We start from the raw sequence: 26,144 nt of genomic DNA, 5'->3' as shown, positions 1-26,144 counted from the left end.
AGCGATGAAACACCGTTATTTACCGATGACTGATTCTGATCAAAAAGAAATGCTTGAAGCAATCGGAGTCAAAACAATTGATGATTTATTTAGTGATATTCCTGAAAGCGTTCGTTTTAAAAGGGAATATAATATTAAACCAGCTAAAACGGAATCTGCTTTAATGAAAGAATTGATGCTTCTATCACAAAAAAATGCAGATTTAAAAACAAATACTTCATTTTTAGGTGCAGGTGTTTACGATCACTATATGCCAGTTATTGTTGATCACGTGTTATCGCGTTCAGAGTTCTATACCGCTTATACACCATATCAACCGGAAATTTCCCAAGGTGAGTTGCAAGCGATTTTTGAATTTCAGACAATGATATCTGAACTAACAGGAATGGATGTAGCAAACTCATCTATGTATGATGGTGGGACGGCACTTGCGGAAGCTGCTATGTTAGCAACTGGGCATACAAAGCGTAAAAAAGTATTGATTTCAAGTACAGTACACCCTGAATCAAAAGCTGTAATTCAGACTTATGCAAAAGGCCAATACATCGATGTAGTTGAAATCCCACACAAAGATGGATTAACAGATATGAGCGCACTAAAAGAAATGATTGGTGATGACATTGCCGCAGTAGTCGTGCAATACCCTAACTTTTTTGGAAGAGTCGAGCCACTCGCTGAATTAGAAGAAATTATCCATGCTCATAAATCTTTATTTGTTGTATCAAGTAACCCACTATCTTTAGGAGCGTTAACACCTCCAGGAAAATTTGGTGCAGATATCGTTGCTGGCGATGCGCAAGTTTTTGGTATTCCAACAGCTTTTGGCGGTCCTCACTGTGGTTACTTTGCCGTGACAAAGAAACTCATGAGGAAAGTACCTGGACGTTTAGTGGGGCAAACGGTTGATGAGAACGGACAACGTGGATTTGTACTCACACTTCAAGCAAGAGAGCAACATATCCGTAGGGATAAAGCTACATCTAACATATGTTCTAACCAAGCTTTAAATGCACTAGCCGCATCTGTTGCTATGACAGCCTTAGGTAGAAACGGTGTTAAACAAATGGCGATAGATAATATTCAAAAGGCGCATTATGCGAAAGAACAATTTAGAAGTGCAGGCTTTGATATTACTTTTGATGGCGGTTCATTCAACGAGTTTATTATTAAGTGTAATCGTCCAGTTCGTGAGGTAAATCAAGCATTACTGAAAAAGAATATTATTGGTGGTTATGATTTAGGCAGAGATTATAGTGAATTGGCTCATCATATGCTTATTGCTGTAACAGAACTAAGAACAAAAGACGAAATTGATACATTTGTGGCAGAAATGGGGGATTACCGTGCATAACGAAAACCAGGCGCTCATTTTTGAGCTAAGTAAACCAGGGAGAATCGGCTATAGCCTTCCCGAGATGGATATCCCAGAAGTAGAATTATCTGATTTGCTCCCAGCTGAATATATCCGTCAAGAGGACGCGGATTTACCTGAAGTATCTGAACTTGATATTATGCGTCATTATACAGCTTTATCTAAGCGTAACCACGGAGTAGATTCTGGTTTTTACCCGCTTGGGTCTTGTACGATGAAATATAATCCTAAAGTAAATGAGAATGTAGCACGCTATAACGGCTTTGCTCATTTACACCCATTACAGGACGAAAGCTCTGTTCAAGGTGCAATGGAGTTGTTATATGATTTACAAGAGCATTTAATTGAGATCACAGGAATGGACGAAGTCACTCTACAACCGGCAGCAGGTGCCCATGGGGAATGGACTGGGTTGATGATGATTCGTGCCTATCATGAAGCAAACGGTGATTTTAACCGTACAAAAGTTATTGTTCCAGATTCAGCTCATGGTACAAACCCTGCCTCGGCAACTGTGGCGGGCTTCGAAACCTTAACAGTTAAGTCTAATGATCAAGGCTTAGTAGATTTAGAAGATTTGAGGAGAGTGGTGGGAGATGATACAGCTGCTCTTATGCTAACAAACCCTAATACGTTAGGTTTGTTTGAAGAAAATATTCTAGAAATGGCAGAAATAGTTCATGGAGCAGGCGGGAAACTGTATTATGATGGAGCCAACTTAAATGCCGTTTTATCTAAAGCAAGACCGGGAGATATGGGATTTGACGTTGTTCATTTGAATTTGCATAAAACATTTACTGGTCCCCATGGCGGAGGAGGACCCGGTTCAGGTCCTGTTGGGGTAAAAGAAGACTTAATTCCTTATTTGCCTAAACCAATCTTAGTGAAAACAGAAGAAGGTTATACATTTAATTATGACCGTCCACAGTCAATTGGAAGAGTCAAGCCTTATTACGGTAACTTCGGTATCAATGTCCGTGCCTATACGTATATTCGTTCTATGGGTCCAGATGGTTTGAAAGCTGTTACTGAAAATGCAGTACTTAATGCCAATTATATGATGCGTAAGCTAGCGCCAGCATTCGATCTACCATATGATAAACATTGTAAACATGAGTTTGTACTAAGTGGAAAACGCCAGAAAAAATTAGGTGTACGCACGCTTGATATCGCGAAGCGTTTGCTTGATTTCGGTTATCATCCACCGACTATTTACTTCCCGTTAAATGTTGAAGAGTGTATGATGATCGAACCAACAGAGACTGAATCTAAAGAAACACTCGACAGCTTTATTGATGCCATGCTCCAGATTGCCAAGGAAGCTGAGGAAAACCCTGAGGTCGTCCAAGAAGCGCCTCACACGACAGTAATTGGCCGTTTAGACGAGACGCTAGCAGCAAGAAAGCCAGTATTACGTTATCAAAAGGACTAATATAAAACGCCCTCTTACAAATATGTACGAGGTCTAAATAAAACGTGAACAAATTCATTTATGTGTATTTGTTCGCGTTTTTTTATCGCAAAAATCACTCCTAATAGGAGTTTATAATTGTAGATTAAGAACGGAACTTATTCTTCTAAATAAAATAAAAAAGATAAGTATATTGGGACTCTTTACGTAGGATATAAATGGTCTAATGAGGTTTGTAATCTGGTAGTTTAGAGGGAATAGAGGGATCGTGAAGAATGAGAATAAACCACCCGTTTTAAGGCGGGTGGTAGGAGAGATCTATTTTTTAGATTTAATTTTCCCGCCCCATTTTTTGAAGCCGCCTTGTAAATGAGAAAGATTTTTGTATCCCTTCCGATACAATAGTTGAGCCGCTCTACCGCTTCTCATTCCGCTCTGGCAGTATAAATAAACAGGCTTATCTTGACGAAGTTCAACAAGTCTTGTTTTTAACTGAGATAAGGGAATATTTCTGGCACCTAAAATATGGCCACCTTCATATTCATTTGGTTCTCGGACATCAATCAATTGCGCTTTACGATATCCTTCTCTGAATTCTTGTTCTGATAATGTTTTTACAATTCTCTTTTGATACAACCTTGTGATTACTGTGTAAACAATAATAGCACCGATTATAATTAATAAAAAATATAGAGTAGACAATTAATATTTGCTCCTTTCAAACATTGCTTACGCCAAGATATATTATATAAGTTTTTCATAGGTTTAGTAAAGGACAAGAACGAGAAAATTGTAATGAAAACTTAATGAAGCCCGCTTTTTTTGCACATTTAGTAAAGTTGAAAAATCTTTCCATTAAGCGCTCATCTTTTTAATGCTTCATCAGTTGTAAGGACAAATCATTTTTTTAGACTATATGGAAAGAAGAATGTATGGCTTTTTTTTCTGGTCGAATTTTGATAGACTAAAATACGCTTAAACGTTTACTAAAAATAGATGTAAAAGAGGGTTATTATGGGGAAGGAAGTATGGCGATTTATCCATTCAGGTATGGGTTCTCCATCATTTAATATGGCTTTAGATGAAGCTTTATTAGATTGGAATAGCGAAGGGAAAATGCCACCAGTGATTCGTTTCTATGGTTGGAACCCAGCCACACTATCTATCGGGTATTTTCAAAAAGTTGATAAGGAAATTAAGCTTGAAGCTGTAAAGGAAAATGGATTAGGTTTTGTTCGTAGGCCTACAGGTGGTCGTGGGGTTCTGCATGAACATGAGCTGACTTATAGTGTAATTGTTCCTGAAGAACATCCACAAATGCCGAAAACAGTGACTGAGGCTTATCGTGTGATTTCAGAAGGGGTATTACGAGGTTTCCAACAACTAGGCTTAGAAGCATACTTTGCTGTACCTCGTTCAAAGGAAGAAAAAGAAATGCTAAAGAATCCTCGTTCATCCGTTTGTTTTGATGCACCAAGCTGGTATGAATTAGTTGTAGAAGGTCGTAAAGTAGCAGGTAGTGCCCAAACACGGCAAAAAGGTGTGATTCTACAACATGGATCCATTCTACTTGATTTAGATGAGGATAAATTATTTAGTCTGTTTAAATATTCTAACGATCGCGTGAAAGAAAGAACGCAAAGAGCATTTAGTAGTAAAGCGGTAGCGATAAATGAACTGACGGATCGAAAAATTACATATGAAGATGCAGTAGTGGCTTTTAAAAAGGGATTTGAAGAAGGACTTGACATCATTTTAGAACCATATGAGCTTAATGCAGAAGAAATAACTTATGTTGAAAAGCTAGCAAAAGAAAGATATGAAAATGATGAATGGACATTTAAACGATAATAAATTTTTTTCGACTCGCTCTTTTATTTTTAAAAGAGTAGAGTCGAATTGTTTTGTCTACTAGATTTGTGAGAAACGATTTAAAGTGCAAGTCGTAAAATTGGTGAAAATCATTTATTTTATTAACTTAAATAAATAATTGCTCTTGTTTTCGAGTGTTTATCCTCTTTCTTGCATTTGACAAAATAAAAATAACACAATATATAGTGTTATATTTTATAAAGTAGGTACTATATATTGATTATCTAGGTTTATTTATGATAACGTAAGGGTATTCTCTAAAAACAATATAAAAGCATAAAACGATGTAAACATAAAGAGAAGTAAATTTTTAATGATTGAAGGAGTTGTCGTAATGTCTGTTGCTGTAGGACAAGAATTAAAGTTAAATGTTGAGAGGTTAAATGAGGACATCCGCTTATTTCCACAAGTGCATCCTATTACTCCAGAGATGAAATTAACCCATAAAGGTGTTTCCCGCCTAGTTATGCTTGATAGATATACATTTAAAGATACAGAAAAAGTAACGTTATCTGAAGGTGACTTTGTTGTTCTAACGATTAAGGAGGATCCGAAGTTTCCTGCGCGAGGTTTAGGCTACATTGTAGAGATTGATTGGGAAAATAAAAAAGCAGTTGTACAAGTTGAACAAGATTATCGCGGTGTACTCGATACACAAGAAGAGATAGAAACGGGAATCATTGTACGTTCTTTAGACGTTATAGAGAAGCCGTTAGAAGTATTTTATGAGCAAATTGCTAAGCGCAATGCCACAGGGTTAGCTTCGGTTGAAAAGACTGAAGAAAAACAGAAAGAATGGTTTGAAAAGTTTTATCAGGAATTAGCTGATTTGAACTTTATTCCAGCTGGTCGTGTTTTGTATGGTGCCGGTGCTGATACTGAGGTTACATACTTTAATTGCTATGTAATGCCGTTTGTACAAGATTCTCGTGAAGGTATCTCTGAGCATCGTAAACAAGTCATGGAAATCATGTCTAGAGGTGGCGGTGTTGGAACGAATGGTTCGACATTAAGACCGCGTAATACACTAGCGAAAGGAGTGAATGGGAAATCTTCCGGTTCTGTTTCTTGGTTAGATGATATTGCGAAGTTAACACATCTCGTTGAACAAGGTGGTTCAAGAAGAGGTGCGCAGATGATAATGTTAGCGGATTAATTGATGCTGTAGTCCGCGTCATTCAAACCAATGAATGACTAGAAAATCGGGTGAATTGCGGGGATATCCTGTTAAAGGCAAAACTGCTACAACGTGACTGGCAACGGTGAGCGTGAACGCTATAAAAAATGTTTTGCATGGGACAATCCGCAGCCAAGCGCCACTGGGCATAGGTAGTGGTGAAGGTTCAACGACTAGAGAGTGAGCCCCAACAATAAACTCTCAAATAGCGCCCGGCCCCTATACATAAGGGTGATGATATAGTCTAGTCCGACTGCTAAGAGCAGTGTAAATATCCTGAAAGGGACGGTAGTTAACGTGGCATCCTGATATTATTGAATTTATTATTTCTAAAATGCAAAATCCAAGAATTCTTCGTTTCTTACTTGAAAATACGGAAGATGAGACAATTAAACGTTACGCTAAGGAAAAACTCAAGTTCACTCCATTTACAGAGCAAGAGATTGCCATGTATCAAGGAATAATCAATTATAAAACCATTCCAGGTTTAGGTGGATTTAATGAGAAAATCATTAAAGATGCAGAAGAAAAACTATTAATAGGCGGAACATATGCTGTTCATAATTCTGAATTCCTTACTGGAGCAAATATTTCAGTTTGTTTAACGAAGGAGTTTATGGAAGCAGTTGAAAATGATGGTGAATATGAACTTCGTTTCCCAGATGTAGAGAGTTACGATCGTGAGCAGATGGACAACTACAATAAGCAATGGCATGAAGTTGGCGATGTGCGTGAATGGGAAAAGTTAGGTCACGGTGTTCGTGTATATCGTAAAATTAAGGCAAAAGAGCTTTGGAACTTGATAAATATTTGTGCAACTTATTCAGCTGAACCAGGTATCTTCTTCATTGATAACGCCAATGATATGACCAATGCAAAAAGCTATGGCCAAAAGGTAGTAGCAACAAACCCTTGTGGCGAACAGCCATTAGCTCCTTACAGTGTTTGTAATCTAGCAGCAGTGAACCTAGCTGAAATGGCTGACAAGGAAAATAAGACAGTTGATTTCGCAAAGCTGGCAAAAACTGTTGAGATTGGCGTACGTATGCAAGATAATGTCATCGATGCTACACCTTATTTCCTTGAAGATAATAAAAAACAAGCTTTGGGTGAACGTCGAGTTGGCTTAGGTGTCATGGGTCTGCATGATTTATTAATTTATTGTGAAACAGAGTATGGCTCAGAAGAAGGTAATGTATTAATTGACCAAGTGTTTGAAACGATTGCTACAACGGCTTATCGTGCGTCAGTAGAAATCGCTAAAGAAAAAGGTAGCTTCCCATTCTTAAACGGAGAAACAACGGAGGAAACGAACCGTTTAAGAAAAGCCTTTATCGAAACAGGTTATATGGAAAAGATGCCGGCTGATATCAAACAGGCAATTCTAGAAACGGGGATTCGGAATTCTCATTTATTAACAGTTGCTCCTACAGGTTCAACAGGGACAATGGTTGGTGTTTCTACTGGATTAGAACCATATTTTTCATTCTCTTATTTTAGAAGTGGTCGACTTGGTAAATTCATTGAAGTAAAAGCAGACATTGTTCAAGAATATTTAGATCGTCACCCAGAGGCGGATCCTGAAAACTTACCAAACTGGTTTATTGCTGCAATGGACTTAGCTCCTGAAGCGCATGCTGACGTGCAATGTGTGATTCAACGTTGGATTGATAGTTCTATTAGTAAAACAGTGAATGCGCCTAAAGGTTATAGTGTAGAACAAGTGCAAAAGGTGTATGAGCGTTTATATAAAGGTGGAGCAAAAGGCGGCACTGTATACGTGGATGGCTCAAGAGACTCTCAAGTATTAACTTTAAAAGCCGAAGAAAATTCTTTTGAAGAAGAAACCTTAGAGAAGAAATCATCCAATAAACAGCATGTTGTCCTTGTAGATACAATTAATGACTTACGTTCAACTGATGTCACTATTGGATCTGAAGTTGGTAATACTTGCCCTGTCTGCCGTCAAGGGAAAGTGGAAGAAATCGGTGGCTGTAATACATGTACCAATTGTAATGCACAATTAAAATGTGGGTTATAAGTAGCAAGACTGGAAGGAAAGTGAGCTTAGCTCACTAAATAAAAATACAAGCATGAGCAAATTATCTAGCGAATTTGTTCATGCTTTTTTTTCTGTCTGTATAATCAAGAAAAGTAGCTAGAAGGTTCTAGTTGGAGGTTGTTAAGTGCATTCGACATAAGATAGTTTGCTTGTACATATTTAGTTAAAAATGGAAAGATAATTTTTGGCAAGGTGTATGCGTATGACTTTGTAGGAATTCGTTAAAATTGCTGAGCAAAGGAGTATTGCTCGTACATCAAAAGTGAAATCGCCAAAGATAGCAGAACAAAAGAGTTTCATCGGCCCTCATCATAAAACGTGGGATAAAAAAGAATGCCAGCACCACCAGAAACTCTAATCATCCACATGAAAACTCCCCTTAACTCTTCTTAGGGACTTAACAATCAATTTCACTGTCACCATTATTAGCTTCATAATTGTTCTGGAAGAGTAGAGTTTAATAGGGGATTTACCGAGTTCTTTTATAACAAATGCCAGTTTTGTGATTTTCGCAAAAATCGGACTATTGCCAAGCTCAAGTGATTACAAATGTATTATAATGCTTTTTTCTTTTTGCAAAAGGATGTATGCAAATTAGAATGGGGTGATTGTATACATGGAAATCGATGGTGTATTTTCAGGAGGGGGCATTAAAGGGTTCGCTCTAATTGGTGCTCTTGCGGAAATTGAAAAGCAAGGTTTCCAATTCAAACGTGTTGCTGGAACGAGTGCCGGGTCAATTATATCTGCTTTAATTATTGCAGGCTATTCAAGTGATGAGATAGAAAGAATGATGGACGATTTAGATTTAAAAGTGTTTTTAGATAGTAGAAAATCACTTATTCCTATTGCTGTAGCAAAATGGATATTTTTATTTTGGAGTTTGGGATTATATAAGGGAAATGAATTAGAAAAGTGGATAGAAGCTCGATTAGCAGCAAGGGGGATTCGGACATTTGCAGACGTTCCCCCGCTTTCTCTACGCATTATTGCATCAGATTTGACGAATGGGAGATTACTCGTGCTGCCAGATGACTTACCGAAATACCAAATTGACCCAAATCGTTTTTCCGTAGCTAAGGCAGTGAGGATGAGTTGTAGTATGCCTTATTTTTTTGAACCTGTGAAAATCGGTGGCCGTGGCAAGCGTAATAATCTCATTGTGGACGGTGGTGTATTAAGTAACTTCCCAATGTGGTTGTTTGATAAAGATAATGTAAAGAAAACGAGACCGGTTCTCGGAGTGAAATTGAGTATTAATAATAATGAACAGCCACCGAGAAGAATCAAAAATGCAATTCAAATGTTTGAAGCATTATTTGAAACAATGAAGGATGCTCATGATTCCCGTTATATTTCGAGAAGTCATGAACAGAATGTTATTTTTGTTCCTACAGAAGGAGTATTAGCGACAGAGTTTGAGTTAACTGAAGAAGGGAAGAGAGATCTACTGAAACTTGGGAGGGAAAGAGCGAAGGAATTTCTTGCCACATGGACTTATTGAGAATAAGCCTAAAATGTCTCTAATCACGCAATCTGACATGAAAAAATCGGACCTCTTATAAAGAAGCCCGATTTTTCTTTTTGCCTTTTTTTCCTTCAATGACTGTTAGATGTACAGAGGTATTTCTTTTTGATTTTTTTATAGAAGTTAAAGTGACTGGCTTACTTCTTCGGTTTGAAGAAGTTTGATTCTCTTTATTTTTAAAACGTTTTTTTGATTTTTTAGCGGCTTGCGCAAATGCTTTTCGCTCACTCTTATTGGGACTTGATGACCCGCTAAGTTTCTGGACGACAAAATAGATGACGACCCCAACAAGCGCCATAATGGCTATACCTCGAAATAATCCGGCTGGGTCTTTAATTAATTGAGAACCAAGCCCAATCATTGCAAGTAAAATAAGTGCGCCAAAAATATATAAGGATTTCCGATTCTTCAAGAAAGCCACCTCCCTATGAGCATGATGAGCATATTTGTAAGCTTTTAAACTTCGAAAGAGTAAAAAACCAATTTATCGTACCCTTTTAAAGTTATCTTACCCAATATTTGAGATTTCAAGCAGTACTTATATAAGAAAAATATTATCTTAGACTATCTTGTACAATCAATAAGATTTTATATATAAATTTCTCTATTTTCACTGTGAAACCCTCTACAAATAGATAAAAAACAAGAAAAAAATACGGATTTTAACAATTTTATGAAAGATGCAATGGTTTCTACCTGCATTGGACATAATAAGCACGGAGGTGAATCATATGAGTGATAAACATGAATTAGAACAAAACGAACGGGAACAACCATTATCAATGACATCTTTAACTTTTATCACTGGATTTGTCGGAGGTGTTTTTTGGAGTACGATTGGTTACATCGCTTATGTCCTTAATTTAACAGAAGTAGGACCAAGAGTCATTTTAGAACCATGGACAATAGGTGATTGGAAGGATGGTTGGCTTGGAACAGTGATTTCGATTATTTTAATTGGAGCTGTTTCAGTTGTAGCCGCTTATATTTATTATTGGACAATGAGAAGGTTCAAGAAAATGTGGTTTGGTGCCCTTTATGGACTTGTTTTATTTGCCCTTGTTTTTTTTGTCCTAAATCCGATGTTTCCTAATATTGCCCCTGTAGGAGATTTGAAAATAAATACAATTATAACATCTGTTTGCTTATATTTATTGTATGGTGTATTTGTTGGTTATTCCATTTCATATGAAAATGAAGAACAACAAAAGATGAAAGAAGCACAAGAAACGGAAGAAGCTTAAATTGTTAGAAGATTGATTGCTTTTATTTGCTTTATTATAGTGAGTGTTCTCTATTTTGTGATAAAATAGCCATATTGAATATTTCAGTATTCGTAGGAGTGGCGCCATGAAAAAAATATTGCTCATCAATGGACCGAATTTGAATCTTCTAGGCCAACGTGAACCAGGGATTTACGGTTCGGACACATTAGAGTCGCTTGAACATAATTTAAAACAAATAGCAGAACAAAGAAATGTTGCGCTTACTTGTATGCAATCTAATCACGAAGGCGTAATCATTGATCAAATCCATCTGGCGAATAGGAAATATGAAGGTATTATATTTAATCCAGGAGCATTTACTCACTATAGTATTGCTATTCGTGATGCCATTGCAGCCATTGATGTCCCTGTTATTGAAGTACATATTTCCAATGTGCATAAAAGAGAATCATTTAGACATCATTCCGTCATGGCAGCAGTAACAAAGGGGCAAATTGTTGGTTTAGGAATGAAAGGCTATGAGCTTGCTTTATTTGCATTAACAGATGAATAAGAGGGAGAGTAGAAGTTATGACAAAGATAGATAAGATAAGAAATAGTTTTGATCGAGTAGGTATTGATGCTATTTTGATTACGAGTGCTTATAACAGACGTTATGTTTCTCATTTTACAGGGTCTGCCGGTGCTGTTTTAATTAGCAAAAAAGATGCATTGTTCATTACTGATTTTCGTTATACTGAGCAAGCTAGCAAGCAATGTACTGGATATACGGTTGTGCAACATAAAGGAACTATACCTGAAGAAGTGGCATCAATCGTAAAGCAATTAGGTATTAAGAAATTGGGATTTGAAAAAGATTATGTTACATATGCTTCTTACCAAACTTTTAATGAAACAATTGATGCTGAATTAATTCCTGTATCAGGCGAAATTGAAAAGTTACGCTTGATAAAGGATGAATCAGAGATTAAGATATTAAAGGGAGCCGCGAAAATAGCGGATAGCGCTTTTTCTCATATTCTTAACTTTATTCAACCTGGTAAAACAGAAATAGAAGTCGCAAATGAATTAGAATTTTTTATGAGAAAAGAAGGAGCAACTTCATCTTCGTTTGATATGATTGTTGCTTCAGGTGTTCGTGGTGCATTACCTCACGGTGTAGCGAGTGATAAAGTCATCGAAAAAGGTGAGCTTGTTACAATTGACTTTGGTGCGTTATATAATGGATACGTTTCCGATATAACAAGAACCGTTGCCATCGGTCAACCAAGTGATAAGATGAAAGAAGTATATGATATTGTTTTAGAAGCACAGTTACGCGGTATGAAAGGGATTAAAGCTGGAATTACTGGGAAGCAAGCTGACGCTTTAACGAGAGACTATATTTCAGAAAAAGGCTATGGTGAATATTTTGGTCATTCTACCGGTCACGGTATTGGCTTAGAAGTCCATGAAGGACCAGGACTCTCTTTTAAATCTGACATCGTATTAGAACCAGGAATGGTTGTTACTTGTGAACCGGGTATATATTTACCAGGCATCGGTGGCGTTAGAATTGAAGATGATACGATTGTAACTAAAGAGGGTAACGAAAACCTTAATACATCAACAAAAGAATTAGTTATTCTTTAATGAGTGAATAGTAGGAGGAACTTTTTGCATGATTTCAGTAAATGATTTTAAAACAGGTTTAACCATTGAAGTAGATAATGGGATTTGGCGTGTAATGGATTTCCAACACGTGAAACCAGGTAAAGGTGCGGCGTTTGTTCGTTCAAAATTACGTAATCTACGTACAGGAGCTATTCAAGAAAAAACTTTCCGTGCGGGTGAAAAAGTAGCTAAAGCACAAATTGATAATCGTAAAATGCAATATTTATATGCTAATGGTGATCAACACGTCTTTATGGATACAGAATCTTATGATCAAATTGAATTAAGTGCTTCAGCAATTGAATATGAATTGAAGTTCTTAAAAGAAAATATGGAAGTTTCCATTATGTTATATCAAAGTGAAACATTAGGTGTTGAATTGCCAAATACGGTAGTACTTGAAGTAACTGAAACAGAACCTGGCATCAAAGGTGATACGGCCTCTGGTGGTACAAAACCAGCCATTTTAGAAACAGGCTTAAGTGTGCAAGTACCTTTCTTTGTGAACCAAGGCGATCAGCTTATTATTAACACAACAGATGCTTCTTACGTATCTCGTGCTTAATTTTTGCGTTTGATGACTTGTTATTTTCGTGATCTTATAGTAATATAATAATCAACTTGCTGCGTTGTTCGTTTGTATATGAAGTTTCAACCTTTACGTTAATTTAGGGAGCTTAAGATCATAATTGAAATAACATGCCTACATTGTTTAGGACGTTAGGAAGATTATTGCAAGCACCCACCTGGTGGAGCAGGTATGAAACTCCATATAAATCGGCGGCAACAGCGGCTACTTGATTTACTAATGAAGACATTTGAGATGGTTCTCAGATGTCTTTTTTACGTTTCAACCTTTAGAATGACTTCCAAAGAGAGGTTAAAGTAAGTCGAAGTTTACAATAAAATGAAGATAACAAGTAAGTCTTATAAACCCGATTGGTTTACTTTATAAAAGCATGAGTAAAATTTTTTACAACCATCTTAAAGATAAAGGTGGGAATTCCCCCACCTATTATACTTCCATCATTAATCCCATTGATAACCCAATAATTCCGCCATTTTTTTAGGAATATCCGTATTATCCAACATACCATGGAAATGTTCTGCACCTGCACCGTATGCAAATAACGGAACTGGATTGGCTGTATGGCCACCCGCACTGCTTATACTACGGATTTGGTGATTAACGATACCAGTATTATATCTTTCTGAGATAAAGCTACCAAGTTCCCATGCAGCTTTATTTTTTTTGTATACTTTTCCCCGAGCGTTCATTAATCTTGCATTGAGCTGTATACCTTCTTCCTCAGTTAAAACAATCCCAGTATATTTAACTAAATTGTCTACTATGTGAGAGGTAATGAATTTACCATCCTCTCCCTTTTTCGTTTGTGCAAGCACATATTCTGGTGAAGCTTGAATTTTTTTTATCATCTTTCGCTTTAGTGGTTCGGTCGCAGAAATACCCATTGTTTCATGATCAGCAACAACAACTATCAAAGTATCTGAACGGTTATGAGCCCATTCGACGGCCGTTTTCACAGCCTCATCAAATTCTACTGTTTCTCTCCAAACACTTGCTATATCTGCTGAATGGGCTGCATGGTCAATTCTTGCCCCTTCCACCATTAAAAAGAAACCATTTCCATTATTAAGCTTTTGTAGTGCTGTTTTTGTCATTTCACTTAAGCTGGGTTCTGTGCCATCTGTATATTTGCGGTCTATTTTAAATGACAGATGATACGGAGCAAAAAGGCCCAGCAGTTTACCCTCTGTCTGATTGCTTAATAAATCATGTCTATTTCTGACAATGGTATAACCTAACTTCTTTGCTTTTTCTAACAGGGCAGGACCATAAAAAACTTCTCCCCCACCTAACATGACATCAGGGGCGAGTGTGAGTTGTTGCTTCGCAATATCCGCCTGATCTGCCCAACGATTAAGAACGCTTGCTGTGAAAGCGGCAGGTGTGGCATCCGTGATGGCATTGGTGGAGATGATACCAGTCTTTTTCTTTTGCTCTTTAAATAAATCGAGGATGCTTTTTACCTCCTTGCCATCTGGCGTGACTCCGATCATTTCATTATTGGTTTTGCTTCCTGTTGCGAGGGCAGTACCGGCAGCAGCAGAATCAGTTACGACTCGATTAGCAGAATAGGTTTGAACAAGGGCACTAAAGGGGAGGGAAGTCAGAAACAATTGCCCCTCTTTACCTCTTTCCAATTCGCGCGCTATCTCTAGTTGGCCCACCCCCATACCATCTCCAATCATATAGATAATGTTTGTAGGTTTGTTTCCTTCTGCCGTAACAGACGAAGTATTTATTAGTAGTAATAAAGAAAAACATAGCATAGATAAGTACTTTAATTTCCTCACTCATTTCACATCCTCTTTAATAGATTGTCATGTGAATTATTGTCTCTCTTTTAATAATAATTATTTGTTATCTGGTCATACGTTAGATTCATCTTGCATACATTGAGAGTAGAAAAGAGCAAGTCCTATGGAGACAAAGGAAAGGGAGGACTTTCGAGGTGGAAACAATTCTAGCATTTTTACCACGTTCAATCTCACAACAGTTACGGCAATTACCAACTCGTCAGTTAGCAGAAATAGAGGAAATTAGGATTAGGACTCATCGCCCGATTGAAGTTGTTACACATGGTAACTATGTTTTGTTACCTTATCAAGCAACGGAAGAGGATGCGATTCATTTATTAGATAAGATGAGTCACTTCTCTATTTATACTTTGGAAGAAGAGTTACGTAGAGGTTATATCACGATAGAGGGCGGTCACCGGGTCGGACTAGCAGGTAAAGTTATTTTAGAAGGCGGACAAGTAAAAGTGATTAGAGATGTCGCTTCTTTTAACATTCGTATTGCTAAAGAAAAAATCGGGATTGCCGAAACTATTGCTCACCATATTTATCAGAATGGTTGGATGCATACAGTTATTATCGGCCCTCCACAAACTGGAAAGACAACTTTGCTTAGAGATTTAGCGAGAATGGTCTCTAGTGAAAATAAATACACAACTGCTAAAAAAGTAGGCATCGTCGATGAAAGATCAGAAATAGCTGGAAGTATTCATGGTATACCACAAATGAGGTTTGGTCCGCGTGTTGATGTTTTAGATGCGTGCCCAAAAGCTGAAGGTATGATGATGATGATTCGCTCGATGAGCCCAGATGTCCTTGTGGTCGATGAATTGGGTAGCAAAGCAGATGTAGAAGCCGTATTAGAAGCAGTTAATGCCGGTATAAAGTTAATTACTACTACCCACGGCTTCTCGTATGAAGATATAAAAAAACGTCCGTTAATGGCACCTTTACTTGAATTAGATATATTTGAACGTTTTGTTGAACTTAATAGACGTGCAGGACCGGGAAATATACAAGCTGTCAAAGACGGTAATGGTATGCGGTTATATAGGAAGCAAGAGGTATTAGGACCATGATTAAAATATTGGGAGCAATACTTATCATCGTAGCAACTACTCTCGTAGGATTTGAGATATCAAAACGATTAAGTGAAAGGCCACGTCAACTAAGGCAGCTAAAGAGTGCCTTGCAATCATTAGAAGCGGAAATCATGTATGGCCACACTCCATTACATGAGGCATCACGACGGCTCGCTTCTCAATTAAGTCAACCAGTTTCGTTATTCTTTGCTGATTTCGCTTCTCGGCTAACAGAAACTGAAACGACAGTGATGAGGGCCTGGGAGAATAGCTTGAATCACATTTGGAAAAAAACGGCTCTGAAAAACAGTGAATTTGAAATCATGAAACAATTTGGAGAGACATTAGGGCGACATGATCGCATCTCCCAACAAAAGCAAATTTTGCTGACATTAGCCCATCTGGAACGTGAAGAAGTAGATGCGCATGAGAAACAGGCAAAATACGAAAGAATGGCGAAAAGCCTCGGGTTTTTATCAGGACTTCTGCTAATTATTTTATTAATGTAGAGAAAATTTCTCATGTTTGAGTGTAGGAGGAGAAAATAATGGGATTAGATGTCGAGATTATTTTTAAAATTGCCGGTGTTGGGATAGTCGTCGCTTTTTTACACACGATTCTTGACCAAGTGGGAAAGAAAGAATATGCCCAATGGGTCACTTTGTTTGGATTTATCTATATTTTATTTCTGGTTGCATCAGTGGTAGATAACCTCTTTCAAAAAATCAAATCAGTATTCTTATTTCAATAAGAAGGGAGAGGTATGCCATTGATATTCTTAAAATAGTAGGCATTGCTTTAATAGCTACATTCTTGGCACTAATTATCAAAGAACAAAAACCTAACTTTGCTTTTCTTTTAGTTGTTTTTGTTGGTTGTACGATTTTTTTATATCTTGTCGATCAGATATATATGATTATTCATATGATAGAGCGCATTGCTGTTAATGCCAATATTAATATGGTGTATTTGGAGACCATACTGAAAATAGTGGGTATAGCCTATATTGCAGAATTTGCCTCGCAAATTACGAAAGATGCTGGTCAAGGTGCAATTGCTGCAAAGATTGAGATGGCAGGGAAGATTTTTATCTTAGCAATGGCTATCCCGATATTAACGGTTTTGATTGAAACAATTATTCAAATGATCCCAAGTTAATCAGTGTAAAGAGAAAAAGAAGGAGCCACCCATGCGGTGTGAATAGAAAATGACAACATCATAAGAGAGTAGCACCTTCCCTATATAAAGAGGTGTAAAAGATGAAGCACTATTTATTGAAAACATTGCTGTTTAGTATGTTGTTTATTTTCATGACAAGCCACATTGTACATGCCTCAGATGAAGAGGCAGATAAGCCAGATGAATACCGAACTGAAGAAGCTCAAGAAGTTTTTAATCCGGAAGATATTGTAGAGTCACAAATAGATACACTCCATTTGGATGAATTAAAGGGATTCTGGGAAGATATCACCAATGAATATGGAGGTTTTTTGCCGGAAAGTCAAAAGGGCAGCATTTACGATTTTATAAAAGGTGAAAAAGAGTTTTCGTTTGATCAATGGGCATTAGGCATACTTAAATTCGTTTTTCATGAATTTGTTGTAAATGGAAAACTTTTAGGAACCTTAATCTTACTAGCTGTATTTAGCATGTTTCTGCAATCATTGCAAAATGCTTTCGAATCCGGAACAGTAAGTAAAGTCGCTTATGCGATTGTTTTGATGGTATTGGTTATTTTAGCATTGAATAGCTTCCATATCGCGATGGAGTATGCAAGTGATACTGTCCATAAGATGACTTCATTCATTCTAGCGCTCATTCCTTTGCTGCTAGCATTAATTGCCTCCTCAGGTGGACTCATCTCAGCAGCCTTTTTTCATCCAGTTATTCTCTTCTTAATGAATACGAGTGGTGTGTTAATTCAATATGTTGTGTTTCCTTTGCTTTTTTTATCCACGCTACTGCATATCGTCAGTACTTTGTCAGATCAATATAAGGTTACACAATTGGGGAACCTCTTGAGGAATTGGAGTGTGGGCTTACTCGGTATTTTCCTTACTGTGTTTTTGGCTGTGATATCAATCCAAGGAGTTTCTACAGCCATTACAGATGGTGTCACACTAAAAACAGCGAAGTATGTAACAAGTAATTTTATCCCTGTAATCGGGCGAATGTTCACAGACGCAACGGATACGGTAGTGACAGCATCTGTATTATTGAAAAACACTGTCGGAATTGCTGGTGTCGCCATTTTGATGATTATAGTAGCTTTTCCTGCAATCAAAATATTAATGATTGCGTTTATATATAAATTTGCAGCAGCTGTTCTTCAACCTTTAGGCGGAGGGCCGATTATTAAATGTTTAGATATTATCAGTAAAAGTGTCATGTATGTATTTGCAGCATTAGCCATTGTGTCTCTTATGTTTTTTCTTAGTATTACTGTCGTGATCGTAGCTGGAAATCTCACGATGATGGTGAGATAGGGAGGGTCGCTAATGGAATTTTTAAAAGAATGGATTACAACAATTATCATATTTATTTTGCTAGCAACGGTTATTGATATGATTCTTCCAAGTTCAAAGCTACAGAAATACACAAAAATGGTTACGGGCTTATTATTAATAGCGATTATTTTAACTCCTATATTTAAATTTGTTTCTAGTGATTTCGAACAAACGATTATGTCGTTACCATCAATTGAGTCTACTTCTTCAAAAGAAGAAATAGAAAATTCAATAGAAATGCAAAAAAAAGAAATACAAGCCTCCTCTCGTGCATATGCTTTAGAAAACGTAGAAAAAGCCATGAAAGCATCGGCGAATGAGGAGTTGGTAGAAAAGTACGGTTTAGAAATTACAAAGATAGAAATGATTGAAGACGATAGGTCCGAGCTTGAGTTCCCTCAAAACCTTCAAAAGGTCTATGTGCAAGTACAACCAGTAGAAGAAGGGGAACAAGAAGCAGTTGAAGTTGTCCAAAATGTAGAAGTAGACACAGGAAAGCCGATTGAATCAGAAGCAACAACTACTGTCCCAGGTGATATTACTTCTCTTCTGTCTACTAATTGGGAAATCGATGAAAAAGTGATGGAAGTATTTTTAGAAGAAGGGGGGATGGCGAAAAACGATGGGTAAAAAAGGACCAATTACATTACTGAAAGAATGGTTATCAAAAGAAAAAGATGGCGAAAAAAAACCCGGTAAAGTTCAATACTTGATGATCGTTCTCTTATTTGGTGCCGCGATTATGCTAATTAGTAATATATTTTTTAATAATGACACGTCTGATGAAGTCTCTGTCTTTAACTCCGAGAGTGAGCAAACAGAGAAAGAGCAAGAAGTCTTTGGACAATCTAAACCACAATCAGCCAATTCAATTGCTGATTATGAAAAGGCATATGAAGCACAGATTAAAGAAGCGCTTGACACAATAGTTGGAGTGGATGATGTCTCTATTGTTGTAAATGTTGATTCCACAGAGAAAAAAGTATTAGAAAAAAATACAACGAATCAAGGACAAATTACTGATGAGACGGATAGAGAAGGTGGCAAAAGGGTGGTGGAAGATCAATCGAAAGAAGAACAGGTTGTCATCATCCGTGAAGGAGAAAAAGAAGTTCCAATTGTAATAGAAACAAAAAAGCCTGATATAAGAGGCGTTCTCATAGTAGCAAAAGGTGCTGATAATATCCAAGTGAAAACATGGATTGTGGAAGCTGTCTCACGTGTACTAGATGTACCTGCACATAAAGTTTCTGTTTTACCTAAGAAAAAATAATGTTTAAGGGGGATTTAATGATGTTATTAAAAAAGCAAACGGTATGGTTATTAACTATGTTGAGTTTAGTCGTTGTTCTGTCAATTTATTACTTAACTTCTCCAGATGGACAAATGAATCTTGCGGGAAATGACCAAGAAGAAAATGAAAATGCAGAAACCGGTGGTGCGGTAATTTCAGATGTAGCATCTGATGAAGAATTTGCCCAAGAGAGACTTGATCAAATGAACGAAAGAAGTATGGAAAAAGAAAGATTAACAGAAGTCGCAGCTTCGACAGAATTACCTGCAGAGGAAAGAAGTGAAGCGAAGGATCAACTTGATTCACTTAATGAGTTAGCTGCTAAGGAAGAAATGTTAGAGAACTTGATAAAATCAATGAACTACGAAGATGTTCTTGTGAAAGCTGATGGTGCCAATGTAAAAGTGGTTGTTAAGGCGGAAGAACAATCAAAAGCTGAAGCAAACAAGATTATTAGAGAAGTAATGAATGAGTTAGGCACACAAGCTTTGGTAGCAGTAGAATTTCAAGTAAGTAAGTAGTATGAAAACTGAGCGATGAATACAGTCGCTCAGTTTTTTGCATTTATTTATAGGGGAATGATAAAATAATTACAATAGTTAGATAATAGTTTTTGATAAGTGCATAATTTTTGTACGTGTTTGACTGATGAAATATTTTACATAGTTAAATAATCCGAGCCTAGCAAAAATGAAGAACTTCAACTTTCACTTGTTCTCTTAATAAATCAGAAGGAAAGAAAGGGATATAAGTGGTGTATTTAGAGGGAGACTTATTATTTGGATAATATTTACTATTAAAGTTAGTGTTGAACTTTCATTAGGTCTTAGCGTATGATTATAGTAGCTAGTCATAATTATTTTACATAACTAGTATTTCATCTATTAAAGTTGAAGCGTAAATGAAGAACAGGGGTGTAAGAATGCTAAAAGTCCAAGAAATTCGTGAATTGATTAAATTAGTTGATCAATCAAATATTGATGAATTTGTTTATGAACATGAAGGTACAAAAGTAGAAATGAAGAAAAATGTCACTGCTATTCAACCTGCAGCAGTACCAGTTGTTCAACCACAGGCACAGGCTGTAGTAGCGCCTCCTGAACAACCTCAGAAAACAGCAGCAGTCCAAATGGAAGTACAAAAAGTAGAACAAGTAAATGAAAAGAATGAAGATAAAGATACTTCAAATCTGCATCAAGTAGTTTCTCCTATGGTTGGAACTTTTTATCAGTCATCCTCACCAGATGCAGATGCATATGTAAAAGTTGGTTCTAAAATCACCAAAGATTCTATTCTGTGTATTGTTGAAGCAATGAAATTATTCAATGAAATCGAAGCAGAAGTAGATGGAGAAATTGTGGAAATTTTAGTTAAAGATGGTCAATTAGTTGAATACGGGCAACCATTATTTTTAGTGAAGCCTGAGTAAGGAGGGCTTTTGTCGATGATAAAAAAAGTATTAATCGCAAATAGAGGAGAAATCGCTGTACGTATTATTCGTGCATGTCGTGAAATGGGTATTGAAAGTGTAGCTGTCTATTCAGAAGGTGATAAAGAAGCTCTACATGTTCAGCTTGCTGATGAAGCTTATTGTATTGGTCCAGTTTCTTCAAAGGATAGTTACTTAAACTTCACTAGTATCATTAGTGTGGCGAAGTTAACAGATTGCGATGCGATCCATCCAGGTTACGGTTTTCTAGCAGAGAACAGTGACTTTGCAGAATTATGTCGCGAGTGTCATATTACATTCATTGGGCCAACTCCAGAAGCGATTGCCAAGATGGGTACGAAAGATATTGCTCGTGAAACGATGAAGGAAGCAGGCGTACCAATCGTACCTGGTTCAAATGGAATTATTGAAGACATTAGTGAAGCGCTTGAATTGGTGCAAAAAATAGACTATCCTGTTATTATAAAGGCAACTGCTGGCGGTGGCGGTAAAGGAATTCGCGTCGCACGTAATGAAGAAGAGTTAACGAAAGGAATCAACATTACACAGCAGGAAGCATTAACAGCTTTTGGTAATGCAGGTGTATACATTGAAAAATACATTGAAGATTTTAGACATGTAGAAATTCAAGTACTAGCAGATACTTATGGAAATACGATTCACCTTGGAGAGAGAGATTGTTCCATTCAGAGAAGATTGCAAAAACTACTTGAAGAAACGCCTTCTCCAGCCTTAGATGGTGAAACACGTGAAGAAATGGGGAAAGCTGCAGTAAAAGCTGCAGAAGCAGTAAATTATACCGGTGCAGGTACAATCGAGTTTATTTATGATTATCATAACCGTAAGTTTTATTTCATGGAAATGAATACACGTATTCAAGTGGAACATCCAGTAACAGAAATGGTAACAGGCGTTGACTTGATTAAAGAGCAAATTAAAGTTGCTTCTGGTGAACGTTTAGGTATGACCCAACAGGATGTTACTTATAGTGGATGGGCGATGGAATGTCGAATAAATGCAGAGAACCCGGCGAAAAACTTTATGCCATCAGCAGGGAAAATTACGATGTACCTTCCACCAGGTGGTTTAGGTGTTCGTGTTGATTCTGCTGCATATCCTGGATATACGATTCCTCCGTATTATGATTCAATGATTGCAAAAGTGATTACTTATGGTGATACGAGGGAGGAAACAATTGCTAGAATGAAACGAGCACTAAGTGAATTCGTTATTGAAGGTGTTCATACTACAATCCCGTTCCACTTAAGACTTCTTGAGAATGAGAATTTTGTTGCAGGGGAGTTTAATACGAAATTCCTGGAATTGAATGACGTTATGAAATCTGAATAAGAATTGGAGGTTTCAAAATGAGCGATCAAAATATTCTAGAAATGAACCAAGAGGAAACAGGGTTAGGTAAGGTGGAAATTGCACCTGAAGTAATTGAAGTAATTGCAGGAATTGCGGCATCTGAAGTGGAAGGTGTTGCACAAATGCGCGGCAACTTCGCATCAGGTGTAGTTGAAAAATTAGGCAAGAAAAACCATGGAAAAGGTGTAAAAGTCGAATTAGCTGAAGAAGGCATTAAAGTGGATGTCTACTGTTTAATGAAATTTGGCGTATCTATTCCAACTGTTGCACAAAGTATTCAAGATAATATTCGTCAAGCTCTATTAAATATGACAGCGCTTGAAACGAAAGAAATTAATATTCATGTAGTTGGTATTCTTTTTGAAAGCCAAAAACAAGAAGATGAATACGAACAAGAAATATAAAAAGACAAAAAAAGCGACTAGAGACATCGGTGTCTTTAGTCGTCTTTTTTTTGTATTGATATATCCGCTTCATGACTTAAAGGTTTGTTTCAACAAATTTTAGATAAGTCTATTCATATTAATAACTATGTTCTCATTATTTAAAGTTCATCAGACTGTAAGGAAAAATAGAGGAAAAATTATTGACTACACTGTGCGAATCATAGTCAGTTATGCTATTATCTTCTTATGTGTTTTTTTATGTGTCGTTAAAGAAATCCACGAGGACATTTATATAATAGATTGAATGACAAAGGAGAAATAAGAATGAAAAGAAGAACAGCAAGAGAAAAAGCATTGCAAGCGCTATTTCAAATCGATTTAAGTGGAACGGAAATGAATGAGGCCATTCATCATGTGTTAGATGAACAGCGAGAGGATGCTTATTTAAACCATCTTGTCAGTGGTGTTCTTCAGCATAAAGCCCAGATTGATGAATTAATATCTAACAATCTGGAGAACTGGAAATTGGATCGTTTGGCAACCGTGGATCGCAATTTACTACGTCTTAGCACTTTTGAATTTGCTTTTAGCGAGGATGATATACCGGTTAATGTTGTTATTAATGAAGCCATTGAGATTGCAAAGATGTATGGAGACGACCAATCGCCAAAGTTTATAAATAGTGTATTATCAAAAATAAAAGATAATTATAGTGAGAATTAAGAGCATCTATTTTATGCGATTACATCATTTGAATCCGCTGCTTAAACTTTCCTATTACAATTAATTCGTTGTAATAAAGAAGGAGATAAGAATGGAAGAAAAGAGATATTTAACAGTTTACGCATTAACAAAATATATAAAGCGGAAATTTGATAGAGATCCACATTTACAACAAGTAATGGTCAAAGGTGAAATCTCAAATTTCAAGCGCCATTCGAGTGGTCATATGTATTTTACATTAAAAGATGAGAAATCAAGAGTTCTTGCAGTGATGTTTACAAGATACAATCAAACGATGAAATTTGTCCCTGAGAATGGGATGAATGTTCTTATTACCGGTGATTTGTCCTTATATGAAGCAAGTGGACAATATCAAATATATGTGAAAGAAATGACCCCTGATGGTATTGGTGACCTTTATCTAGCCTATGAACAGTTAAAACAGAAACTTGAAAAGGAAGGGTTGTTCTCAGAGAAATATAAGCAACCGATTCCTAAGTATCCGAAAGCGATCGGGCTGATTACTTCACCAACTGGTGCAGCAATCAGAGATATGATTACAACATTGAAACGCCGATATCCTGCTGTTCCTATTTATATTTACCCAGCACTTGTACAAGGAAAAGGGGCCGCACCTTCCATCACTCAACAAATCAATCGAGCGAATGAAAGGAAAGAGGTTGATGTGTTAATTGTTGGTAGAGGTGGAGGTTCAATTGAAGAGTTATGGGCATTTAATGAAGAAGAAGTGATTAGAGGTATATTTGCTTCATCTATCCCAATTATATCAGCGGTTGGTCACGAGACGGATTTTACGATTGCAGACTTTGTCGCAGATTTAAGGGCACCGACCCCGACCGGTGCTGCTGAGCTTTCAGTGCCTCATATAGATGACCTAAGTGAACGGATCCATAACCAACAAGCACGGATGATCCGAGCAACGAGGGAGAGGTTAACAAGGCAGTTTGAACGTCTTCATAGAGTGGAGAAATCTTATGCTTTTCGATACCCCCAAAAACTTTATGAGCAAAAATTAGAACAAGTTGATCGTACGAAAGAACAATTAATTAAAAGTACAATACGTTTATTAAAATATAAGCAGGAACAAGTCGATCAGCAACGAAAACGCTTGCTAAGAACACCACCACACTCATTAGCCATAGAAAGCAGAAAGCTATATATAGATATGAATAAACGGTTAAGGCGTTCCATGAATGTCATGAATGAGCGAAAGCAAAGGGAATTCTCACATCTTATATCAAAATTAGAGACGTTAAGTCCTTTAAAGATTATGGACCGTGGTTATAGTTTACTGTATTCGGAAAAAGAAGAACTCATCAAATCTATTCATCAAGTTAAACAAAATGACGAAATAAAAGTAAAGGTAAAAGATGGAACGATCTTAGCTGAAGTAAAGAATATAATCGATAATCGAGGTGAAAAGTAATGGCTAAAGAGAAAACACCTACTTTCGAAGAAGCAATGGAGCAGCTTGAGCAAATCGTAGAAAAGTTAGAGGAAGGGGATGTCCCTCTAGAAGAGGCTATTTCCATTTATAAAAATGGGATGGAACTTTCCAAGCTTTGCCACGATAAACTAAAAAATGTAGAAGAACAATTAACAGAAATGATTACTGATGATGGAAAAAAACAGCCGTTTGTTATACATGAGGAGGAGTAGGGAGAATGGGTGAGTCACTACAAGCTTTTTCACAACATCATAAAACACTACTGGAAGAGAAAATGGCATCCTTTGTAGAGAGATTAGAATCTCCAGCTGTGCTAAAAGAAGCAATGCAATATTCTTTATCGGCTGGAGGTAAACGCATCAGACCTTTATTGCTCTTCGCTACTTTAGCTGCTTATGGACAAGAAACAATTAAAGGGCTTAACAGTGCATGCGCACTTGAAATGGTGCACACATACTCTCTTATTCACGATGACCTTCCTAGTATGGATGATGATGATTTAAGAAGAGGAAAGCCGACAAACCATAAAGTGTATGGGGAAGCCAATGCAATCTTAGCAGGGGACGCGCTTTTAACTTTTAGCTTTCAATTAATTGCAGAAACGGATGAAGCATTTGCTTCTCCTGAAGCTAAATTAGCTTTAATTAAAGAATTTGCTCAATCAGCAGGAGCAGAAGGCATGGTTGGTGGCCAAGTTGCTGATATGTTGGGTGAAAAGAAAACACTTACACTTCCTGAATTAGAATACATTCATGTACATAAAACAGGAAAGTTACTAAGTTTTGGTGTCATGGCTGGTGCCATTTTAGCTGGTGCCTCAGATAAGGAAAAGCAGCTTTTACTTGAATTTTCCACACATTTAGGTCTAGCCTTCCAAATAAGAGATGACATTTTAGATTTAGAAGGTTCTGAGGAACTAATTGGTAAGCCGGTAGGTAGTGATGAAGTCAATGCGAAAAGTACTTATCCAAGCATATTAACAATGAATGGTGCAAAAGCAGCTCTTGATGAGCATACACAGTTAGCGAAAGAAAAATTAGCAAAAACAGGTTTGAATACTTATTACTTGGAAAAAATTACAGATATGCTAGCTGAAAGAAACCATTAAAAGGGATAACATTTGGCTTATTTTTATTTTTGCTGTAATCTAGTACTAATCATGAAAAGGAAATGAGAAGAA

26 protein-coding genes, 1 other RNA gene and 2 pseudogenes are annotated in these 26,144 nt (G+C 36.9%); 26 read left to right on the top strand and 3 right to left on the bottom strand.

The genetic code is table 11. The features are described from left to right. Positions 1-4: 4 nt before the first annotated feature. Together gcvPA and gcvPB are read left to right on the top strand one after the other, a co-directional pair. The gene (gene gcvPA, locus MKX83_RS16035) at positions 5-1,351 is read left to right on the top strand and encodes an aminomethyl-transferring glycine dehydrogenase subunit GcvPA (protein ID WP_095372594.1); all 1,347 of its coding nucleotides are present in this window, start codon (positions 5-7) and stop codon (positions 1,349-1,351) included. Continuing rightward, positions 1,344-2,804, top strand: coding sequence for an aminomethyl-transferring glycine dehydrogenase subunit GcvPB (gcvPB, locus tag MKX83_RS16030; protein ID WP_095372595.1), 1,461 nt, complete (start codon positions 1,344-1,346; stop codon positions 2,802-2,804). Before gcvPA ends, gcvPB begins: the two co-directional genes overlap by 8 nt. Before the next feature lie 297 nt (positions 2,805-3,101). On the opposite strand, the gene MKX83_RS16025 is transcribed toward gcvPB, so the two are convergent. Next, positions 3,102-3,485 (bottom strand): rhodanese-like domain-containing protein, encoded by a 384-nt coding sequence (locus tag MKX83_RS16025; protein ID WP_095372596.1) that lies wholly within the window; start codon positions 3,483-3,485, stop codon positions 3,102-3,104. Between the two features lie 312 nt (positions 3,486-3,797). Here MKX83_RS16025 and MKX83_RS16020 point away from each other — a divergent pair, with 312 nt between their 5' ends. The 4 genes and pseudogenes from MKX83_RS16020 (at position 3,798) to MKX83_RS16005 (ending at position 9,398) form a co-directional block, all read left to right on the top strand. After that, on the top strand, positions 3,798-4,634 hold the full coding sequence (locus tag MKX83_RS16020; RefSeq protein WP_341056387.1) for a lipoate--protein ligase family protein: 837 nt from the start codon (positions 3,798-3,800) through the stop codon (positions 4,632-4,634). 355 nt (positions 4,635-4,989) lie between these two features. Continuing rightward, a pseudogene (locus MKX83_RS16015) lies at positions 4,990-5,808 on the top strand (ribonucleotide reductase N-terminal alpha domain-containing protein); the annotation flags it as partial. Positions 5,809-6,130: 322 nt separating this feature from the next. Beyond that, positions 6,131-7,873: pseudogene (locus MKX83_RS16010) on the top strand (vitamin B12-dependent ribonucleotide reductase); the annotation flags it as partial. Positions 7,874-8,510: 637 nt separating this feature from the next. Continuing rightward, positions 8,511-9,398: a patatin-like phospholipase family protein gene (locus MKX83_RS16005; protein ID WP_095372599.1), complete on the top strand. Its 888-nt coding sequence runs from the start codon at positions 8,511-8,513 to the stop codon at positions 9,396-9,398. Between the two features lie 55 nt (positions 9,399-9,453). Here the strand turns inward: MKX83_RS16005 and MKX83_RS16000 are convergent, their stop codons facing one another. Continuing rightward, positions 9,454-9,843, bottom strand: a complete 390-nt coding sequence (locus tag MKX83_RS16000) for an SA1362 family protein (protein ID WP_224936000.1) — start codon at positions 9,841-9,843, stop codon at positions 9,454-9,456. A gap of 310 nt (positions 9,844-10,153) precedes the next feature. Between MKX83_RS16000 and MKX83_RS15995 the strand changes: the two genes are divergently transcribed. From MKX83_RS15995 to ssrS, 5 genes are all read left to right on the top strand, one after another. After that, positions 10,154-10,666, top strand: a complete 513-nt coding sequence (locus MKX83_RS15995) for a YqhR family membrane protein (RefSeq protein WP_224936001.1) — start codon at positions 10,154-10,156, stop codon at positions 10,664-10,666. A 106-nt stretch (positions 10,667-10,772) separates the two neighbouring features. Next, the gene (aroQ, locus tag MKX83_RS15990; RefSeq protein WP_095372600.1) at positions 10,773-11,201 is read left to right on the top strand and encodes a type II 3-dehydroquinate dehydratase; all 429 of its coding nucleotides are present in this window, start codon (positions 10,773-10,775) and stop codon (positions 11,199-11,201) included. Between the two features lie 17 nt (positions 11,202-11,218). Then, a complete protein-coding gene (locus MKX83_RS15985; protein ID WP_095372601.1) occupies positions 11,219-12,280 on the top strand; it encodes a M24 family metallopeptidase in 1,062 nt (353 codons plus the stop codon). 28 nt (positions 12,281-12,308) lie between these two features. Beyond that, a complete protein-coding gene (gene efp / locus MKX83_RS15980; RefSeq protein WP_095372602.1) occupies positions 12,309-12,866 on the top strand; it encodes an elongation factor P in 558 nt (185 codons plus the stop codon). Positions 12,867-12,919: 53 nt separating this feature from the next. Beyond that, positions 12,920-13,101: non-coding RNA, 6S RNA (ssrS, locus tag MKX83_RS15975), on the top strand. A gap of 229 nt (positions 13,102-13,330) precedes the next feature. On the opposite strand, the gene MKX83_RS15970 is transcribed toward ssrS, so the two are convergent. Beyond that, on the bottom strand, positions 13,331-14,680 hold the full coding sequence (locus tag MKX83_RS15970; RefSeq protein ID WP_340975460.1) for an alkaline phosphatase: 1,350 nt from the start codon (positions 14,678-14,680) through the stop codon (positions 13,331-13,333). 158 nt (positions 14,681-14,838) lie between these two features. Here MKX83_RS15970 and spoIIIAA point away from each other — a divergent pair, with 158 nt between their 5' ends. From spoIIIAA to MKX83_RS15895, 15 genes are all read left to right on the top strand, one after another. Then, a complete protein-coding gene (gene spoIIIAA / locus MKX83_RS15965) occupies positions 14,839-15,762 on the top strand; it encodes a stage III sporulation protein AA (RefSeq protein WP_341056361.1) in 924 nt (307 codons plus the stop codon). Then, positions 15,759-16,274 carry a stage III sporulation protein SpoIIIAB gene (gene spoIIIAB / locus MKX83_RS15960; RefSeq protein WP_095372603.1) on the top strand — a complete coding sequence of 172 codons (516 nt, stop codon included), beginning with the start codon at positions 15,759-15,761 and terminating at the stop codon, positions 16,272-16,274. Before spoIIIAA ends, spoIIIAB begins: the two co-directional genes overlap by 4 nt. Before the next feature lie 38 nt (positions 16,275-16,312). Then, positions 16,313-16,516: a stage III sporulation protein AC gene (gene spoIIIAC, locus MKX83_RS15955; RefSeq protein ID WP_095372604.1), complete on the top strand. Its 204-nt coding sequence runs from the start codon at positions 16,313-16,315 to the stop codon at positions 16,514-16,516. A gap of 17 nt (positions 16,517-16,533) precedes the next feature. Then, a complete protein-coding gene (spoIIIAD, locus tag MKX83_RS15950) occupies positions 16,534-16,923 on the top strand; it encodes a stage III sporulation protein AD (RefSeq protein WP_095372605.1) in 390 nt (129 codons plus the stop codon). A 101-nt stretch (positions 16,924-17,024) separates the two neighbouring features. Next, positions 17,025-18,251, top strand: a complete 1,227-nt coding sequence (spoIIIAE, locus tag MKX83_RS15945) for a stage III sporulation protein AE (protein WP_095372606.1) — start codon at positions 17,025-17,027, stop codon at positions 18,249-18,251. A gap of 12 nt (positions 18,252-18,263) precedes the next feature. Further along, positions 18,264-18,902, top strand: coding sequence for a stage III sporulation protein AF (gene spoIIIAF, locus MKX83_RS15940; RefSeq protein WP_095372607.1), 639 nt, complete (start codon positions 18,264-18,266; stop codon positions 18,900-18,902). Then, positions 18,895-19,545 (top strand): stage III sporulation protein AG, encoded by a 651-nt coding sequence (spoIIIAG, locus tag MKX83_RS15935; RefSeq protein WP_095372608.1) that lies wholly within the window; start codon positions 18,895-18,897, stop codon positions 19,543-19,545. The genes spoIIIAF and spoIIIAG overlap by 8 nt, the downstream gene beginning before the upstream one ends. A gap of 20 nt (positions 19,546-19,565) precedes the next feature. Beyond that, the gene (locus MKX83_RS15930) at positions 19,566-20,087 is read left to right on the top strand and encodes a SpoIIIAH-like family protein (protein ID WP_095372609.1); all 522 of its coding nucleotides are present in this window, start codon (positions 19,566-19,568) and stop codon (positions 20,085-20,087) included. A gap of 401 nt (positions 20,088-20,488) precedes the next feature. Then, positions 20,489-20,995: an acetyl-CoA carboxylase biotin carboxyl carrier protein gene (gene accB / locus MKX83_RS15925; protein ID WP_095372610.1), complete on the top strand. Its 507-nt coding sequence runs from the start codon at positions 20,489-20,491 to the stop codon at positions 20,993-20,995. A 15-nt stretch (positions 20,996-21,010) separates the two neighbouring features. Beyond that, the gene (gene accC, locus MKX83_RS15920; RefSeq protein ID WP_224936012.1) at positions 21,011-22,366 is read left to right on the top strand and encodes an acetyl-CoA carboxylase biotin carboxylase subunit; all 1,356 of its coding nucleotides are present in this window, start codon (positions 21,011-21,013) and stop codon (positions 22,364-22,366) included. 17 nt (positions 22,367-22,383) lie between these two features. Next, complete coding sequence (locus MKX83_RS15915) at positions 22,384-22,791, top strand: Asp23/Gls24 family envelope stress response protein (RefSeq protein WP_095372612.1); 408 nt, start codon at positions 22,384-22,386, stop codon at positions 22,789-22,791. Between the two features lie 306 nt (positions 22,792-23,097). Beyond that, positions 23,098-23,496, top strand: coding sequence for a transcription antitermination factor NusB (gene nusB, locus MKX83_RS15910; protein ID WP_095372613.1), 399 nt, complete (start codon positions 23,098-23,100; stop codon positions 23,494-23,496). Positions 23,497-23,587: 91 nt separating this feature from the next. After that, positions 23,588-24,943, top strand: coding sequence for an exodeoxyribonuclease VII large subunit (gene xseA, locus MKX83_RS15905; protein WP_341051573.1), 1,356 nt, complete (start codon positions 23,588-23,590; stop codon positions 24,941-24,943). Next, positions 24,943-25,176, top strand: coding sequence for an exodeoxyribonuclease VII small subunit (locus tag MKX83_RS15900; RefSeq protein ID WP_095372615.1), 234 nt, complete (start codon positions 24,943-24,945; stop codon positions 25,174-25,176). The genes xseA and MKX83_RS15900 overlap by 1 nt, the downstream gene beginning before the upstream one ends. Before the next feature lie 5 nt (positions 25,177-25,181). After that, the gene (locus MKX83_RS15895; protein ID WP_095372616.1) at positions 25,182-26,072 is read left to right on the top strand and encodes a polyprenyl synthetase family protein; all 891 of its coding nucleotides are present in this window, start codon (positions 25,182-25,184) and stop codon (positions 26,070-26,072) included. The last annotated feature ends 72 nt before the right edge of the window (positions 26,073-26,144 follow it).

The sequence above is a fragment of the Cytobacillus sp. FSL M8-0252 genome (assembly GCF_038007345.1).
Lineage (GTDB): Bacteria > Bacillota > Bacilli > Bacillales > Cytobacillaceae > Cytobacillus > Cytobacillus kochii.
Note: the sequence above shows the minus strand (reverse complement) of the source record. Positions and strands in the feature narration are given on the sequence as shown.

Bases quoted from the DNA above. Each gene is read 5' to 3' on its own strand.
- MKX83_RS15995 (WP_224936001.1), top strand. From the start codon at position 10,154: ATGAGTGATAAACATGAATTAGAACAAAACGAACGGGAACAACCATTA.
- spoIIIAC (WP_095372604.1), top strand. From the start codon at position 16,313: ATGGGATTAGATGTCGAGATTATTTTTAAAATTGCCGGTGTTGGGATA.
- MKX83_RS15930 (WP_095372609.1), top strand. From the start codon at position 19,566: ATGTTATTAAAAAAGCAAACGGTATGGTTATTAACTATGTTGAGTTTA.
- efp (WP_095372602.1), top strand. From the start codon at position 12,309: ATGATTTCAGTAAATGATTTTAAAACAGGTTTAACCATTGAAGTAGAT.
- MKX83_RS16005 (WP_095372599.1), top strand. From the start codon at position 8,511: ATGGAAATCGATGGTGTATTTTCAGGAGGGGGCATTAAAGGGTTCGCT.
- spoIIIAB (WP_095372603.1), top strand. From the start codon at position 15,759: ATGATTAAAATATTGGGAGCAATACTTATCATCGTAGCAACTACTCTC.
- MKX83_RS15985 (WP_095372601.1), top strand. From the start codon at position 11,219: ATGACAAAGATAGATAAGATAAGAAATAGTTTTGATCGAGTAGGTATT.
- spoIIIAG (WP_095372608.1), top strand. From the start codon at position 18,895: ATGGGTAAAAAAGGACCAATTACATTACTGAAAGAATGGTTATCAAAA.
- spoIIIAE (WP_095372606.1), top strand. From the start codon at position 17,025: ATGAAGCACTATTTATTGAAAACATTGCTGTTTAGTATGTTGTTTATT.
- spoIIIAF (WP_095372607.1), top strand. From the start codon at position 18,264: ATGGAATTTTTAAAAGAATGGATTACAACAATTATCATATTTATTTTG.
- accC (WP_224936012.1), top strand. From the start codon at position 21,011: ATGATAAAAAAAGTATTAATCGCAAATAGAGGAGAAATCGCTGTACGT.
- MKX83_RS15915 (WP_095372612.1), top strand. From the start codon at position 22,384: ATGAGCGATCAAAATATTCTAGAAATGAACCAAGAGGAAACAGGGTTA.
- gcvPA (WP_095372594.1), top strand. From the start codon at position 5: ATGAAACACCGTTATTTACCGATGACTGATTCTGATCAAAAAGAAATG.
- nusB (WP_095372613.1), top strand. From the start codon at position 23,098: ATGAAAAGAAGAACAGCAAGAGAAAAAGCATTGCAAGCGCTATTTCAA.
- MKX83_RS15895 (WP_095372616.1), top strand. From the start codon at position 25,182: ATGGGTGAGTCACTACAAGCTTTTTCACAACATCATAAAACACTACTG.
- xseA (WP_341051573.1), top strand. From the start codon at position 23,588: ATGGAAGAAAAGAGATATTTAACAGTTTACGCATTAACAAAATATATA.
- aroQ (WP_095372600.1), top strand. From the start codon at position 10,773: ATGAAAAAAATATTGCTCATCAATGGACCGAATTTGAATCTTCTAGGC.
- MKX83_RS15900 (WP_095372615.1), top strand. From the start codon at position 24,943: ATGGCTAAAGAGAAAACACCTACTTTCGAAGAAGCAATGGAGCAGCTT.
- accB (WP_095372610.1), top strand. From the start codon at position 20,489: ATGCTAAAAGTCCAAGAAATTCGTGAATTGATTAAATTAGTTGATCAA.
- MKX83_RS16020 (WP_341056387.1), top strand. From the start codon at position 3,798: ATGGGGAAGGAAGTATGGCGATTTATCCATTCAGGTATGGGTTCTCCA.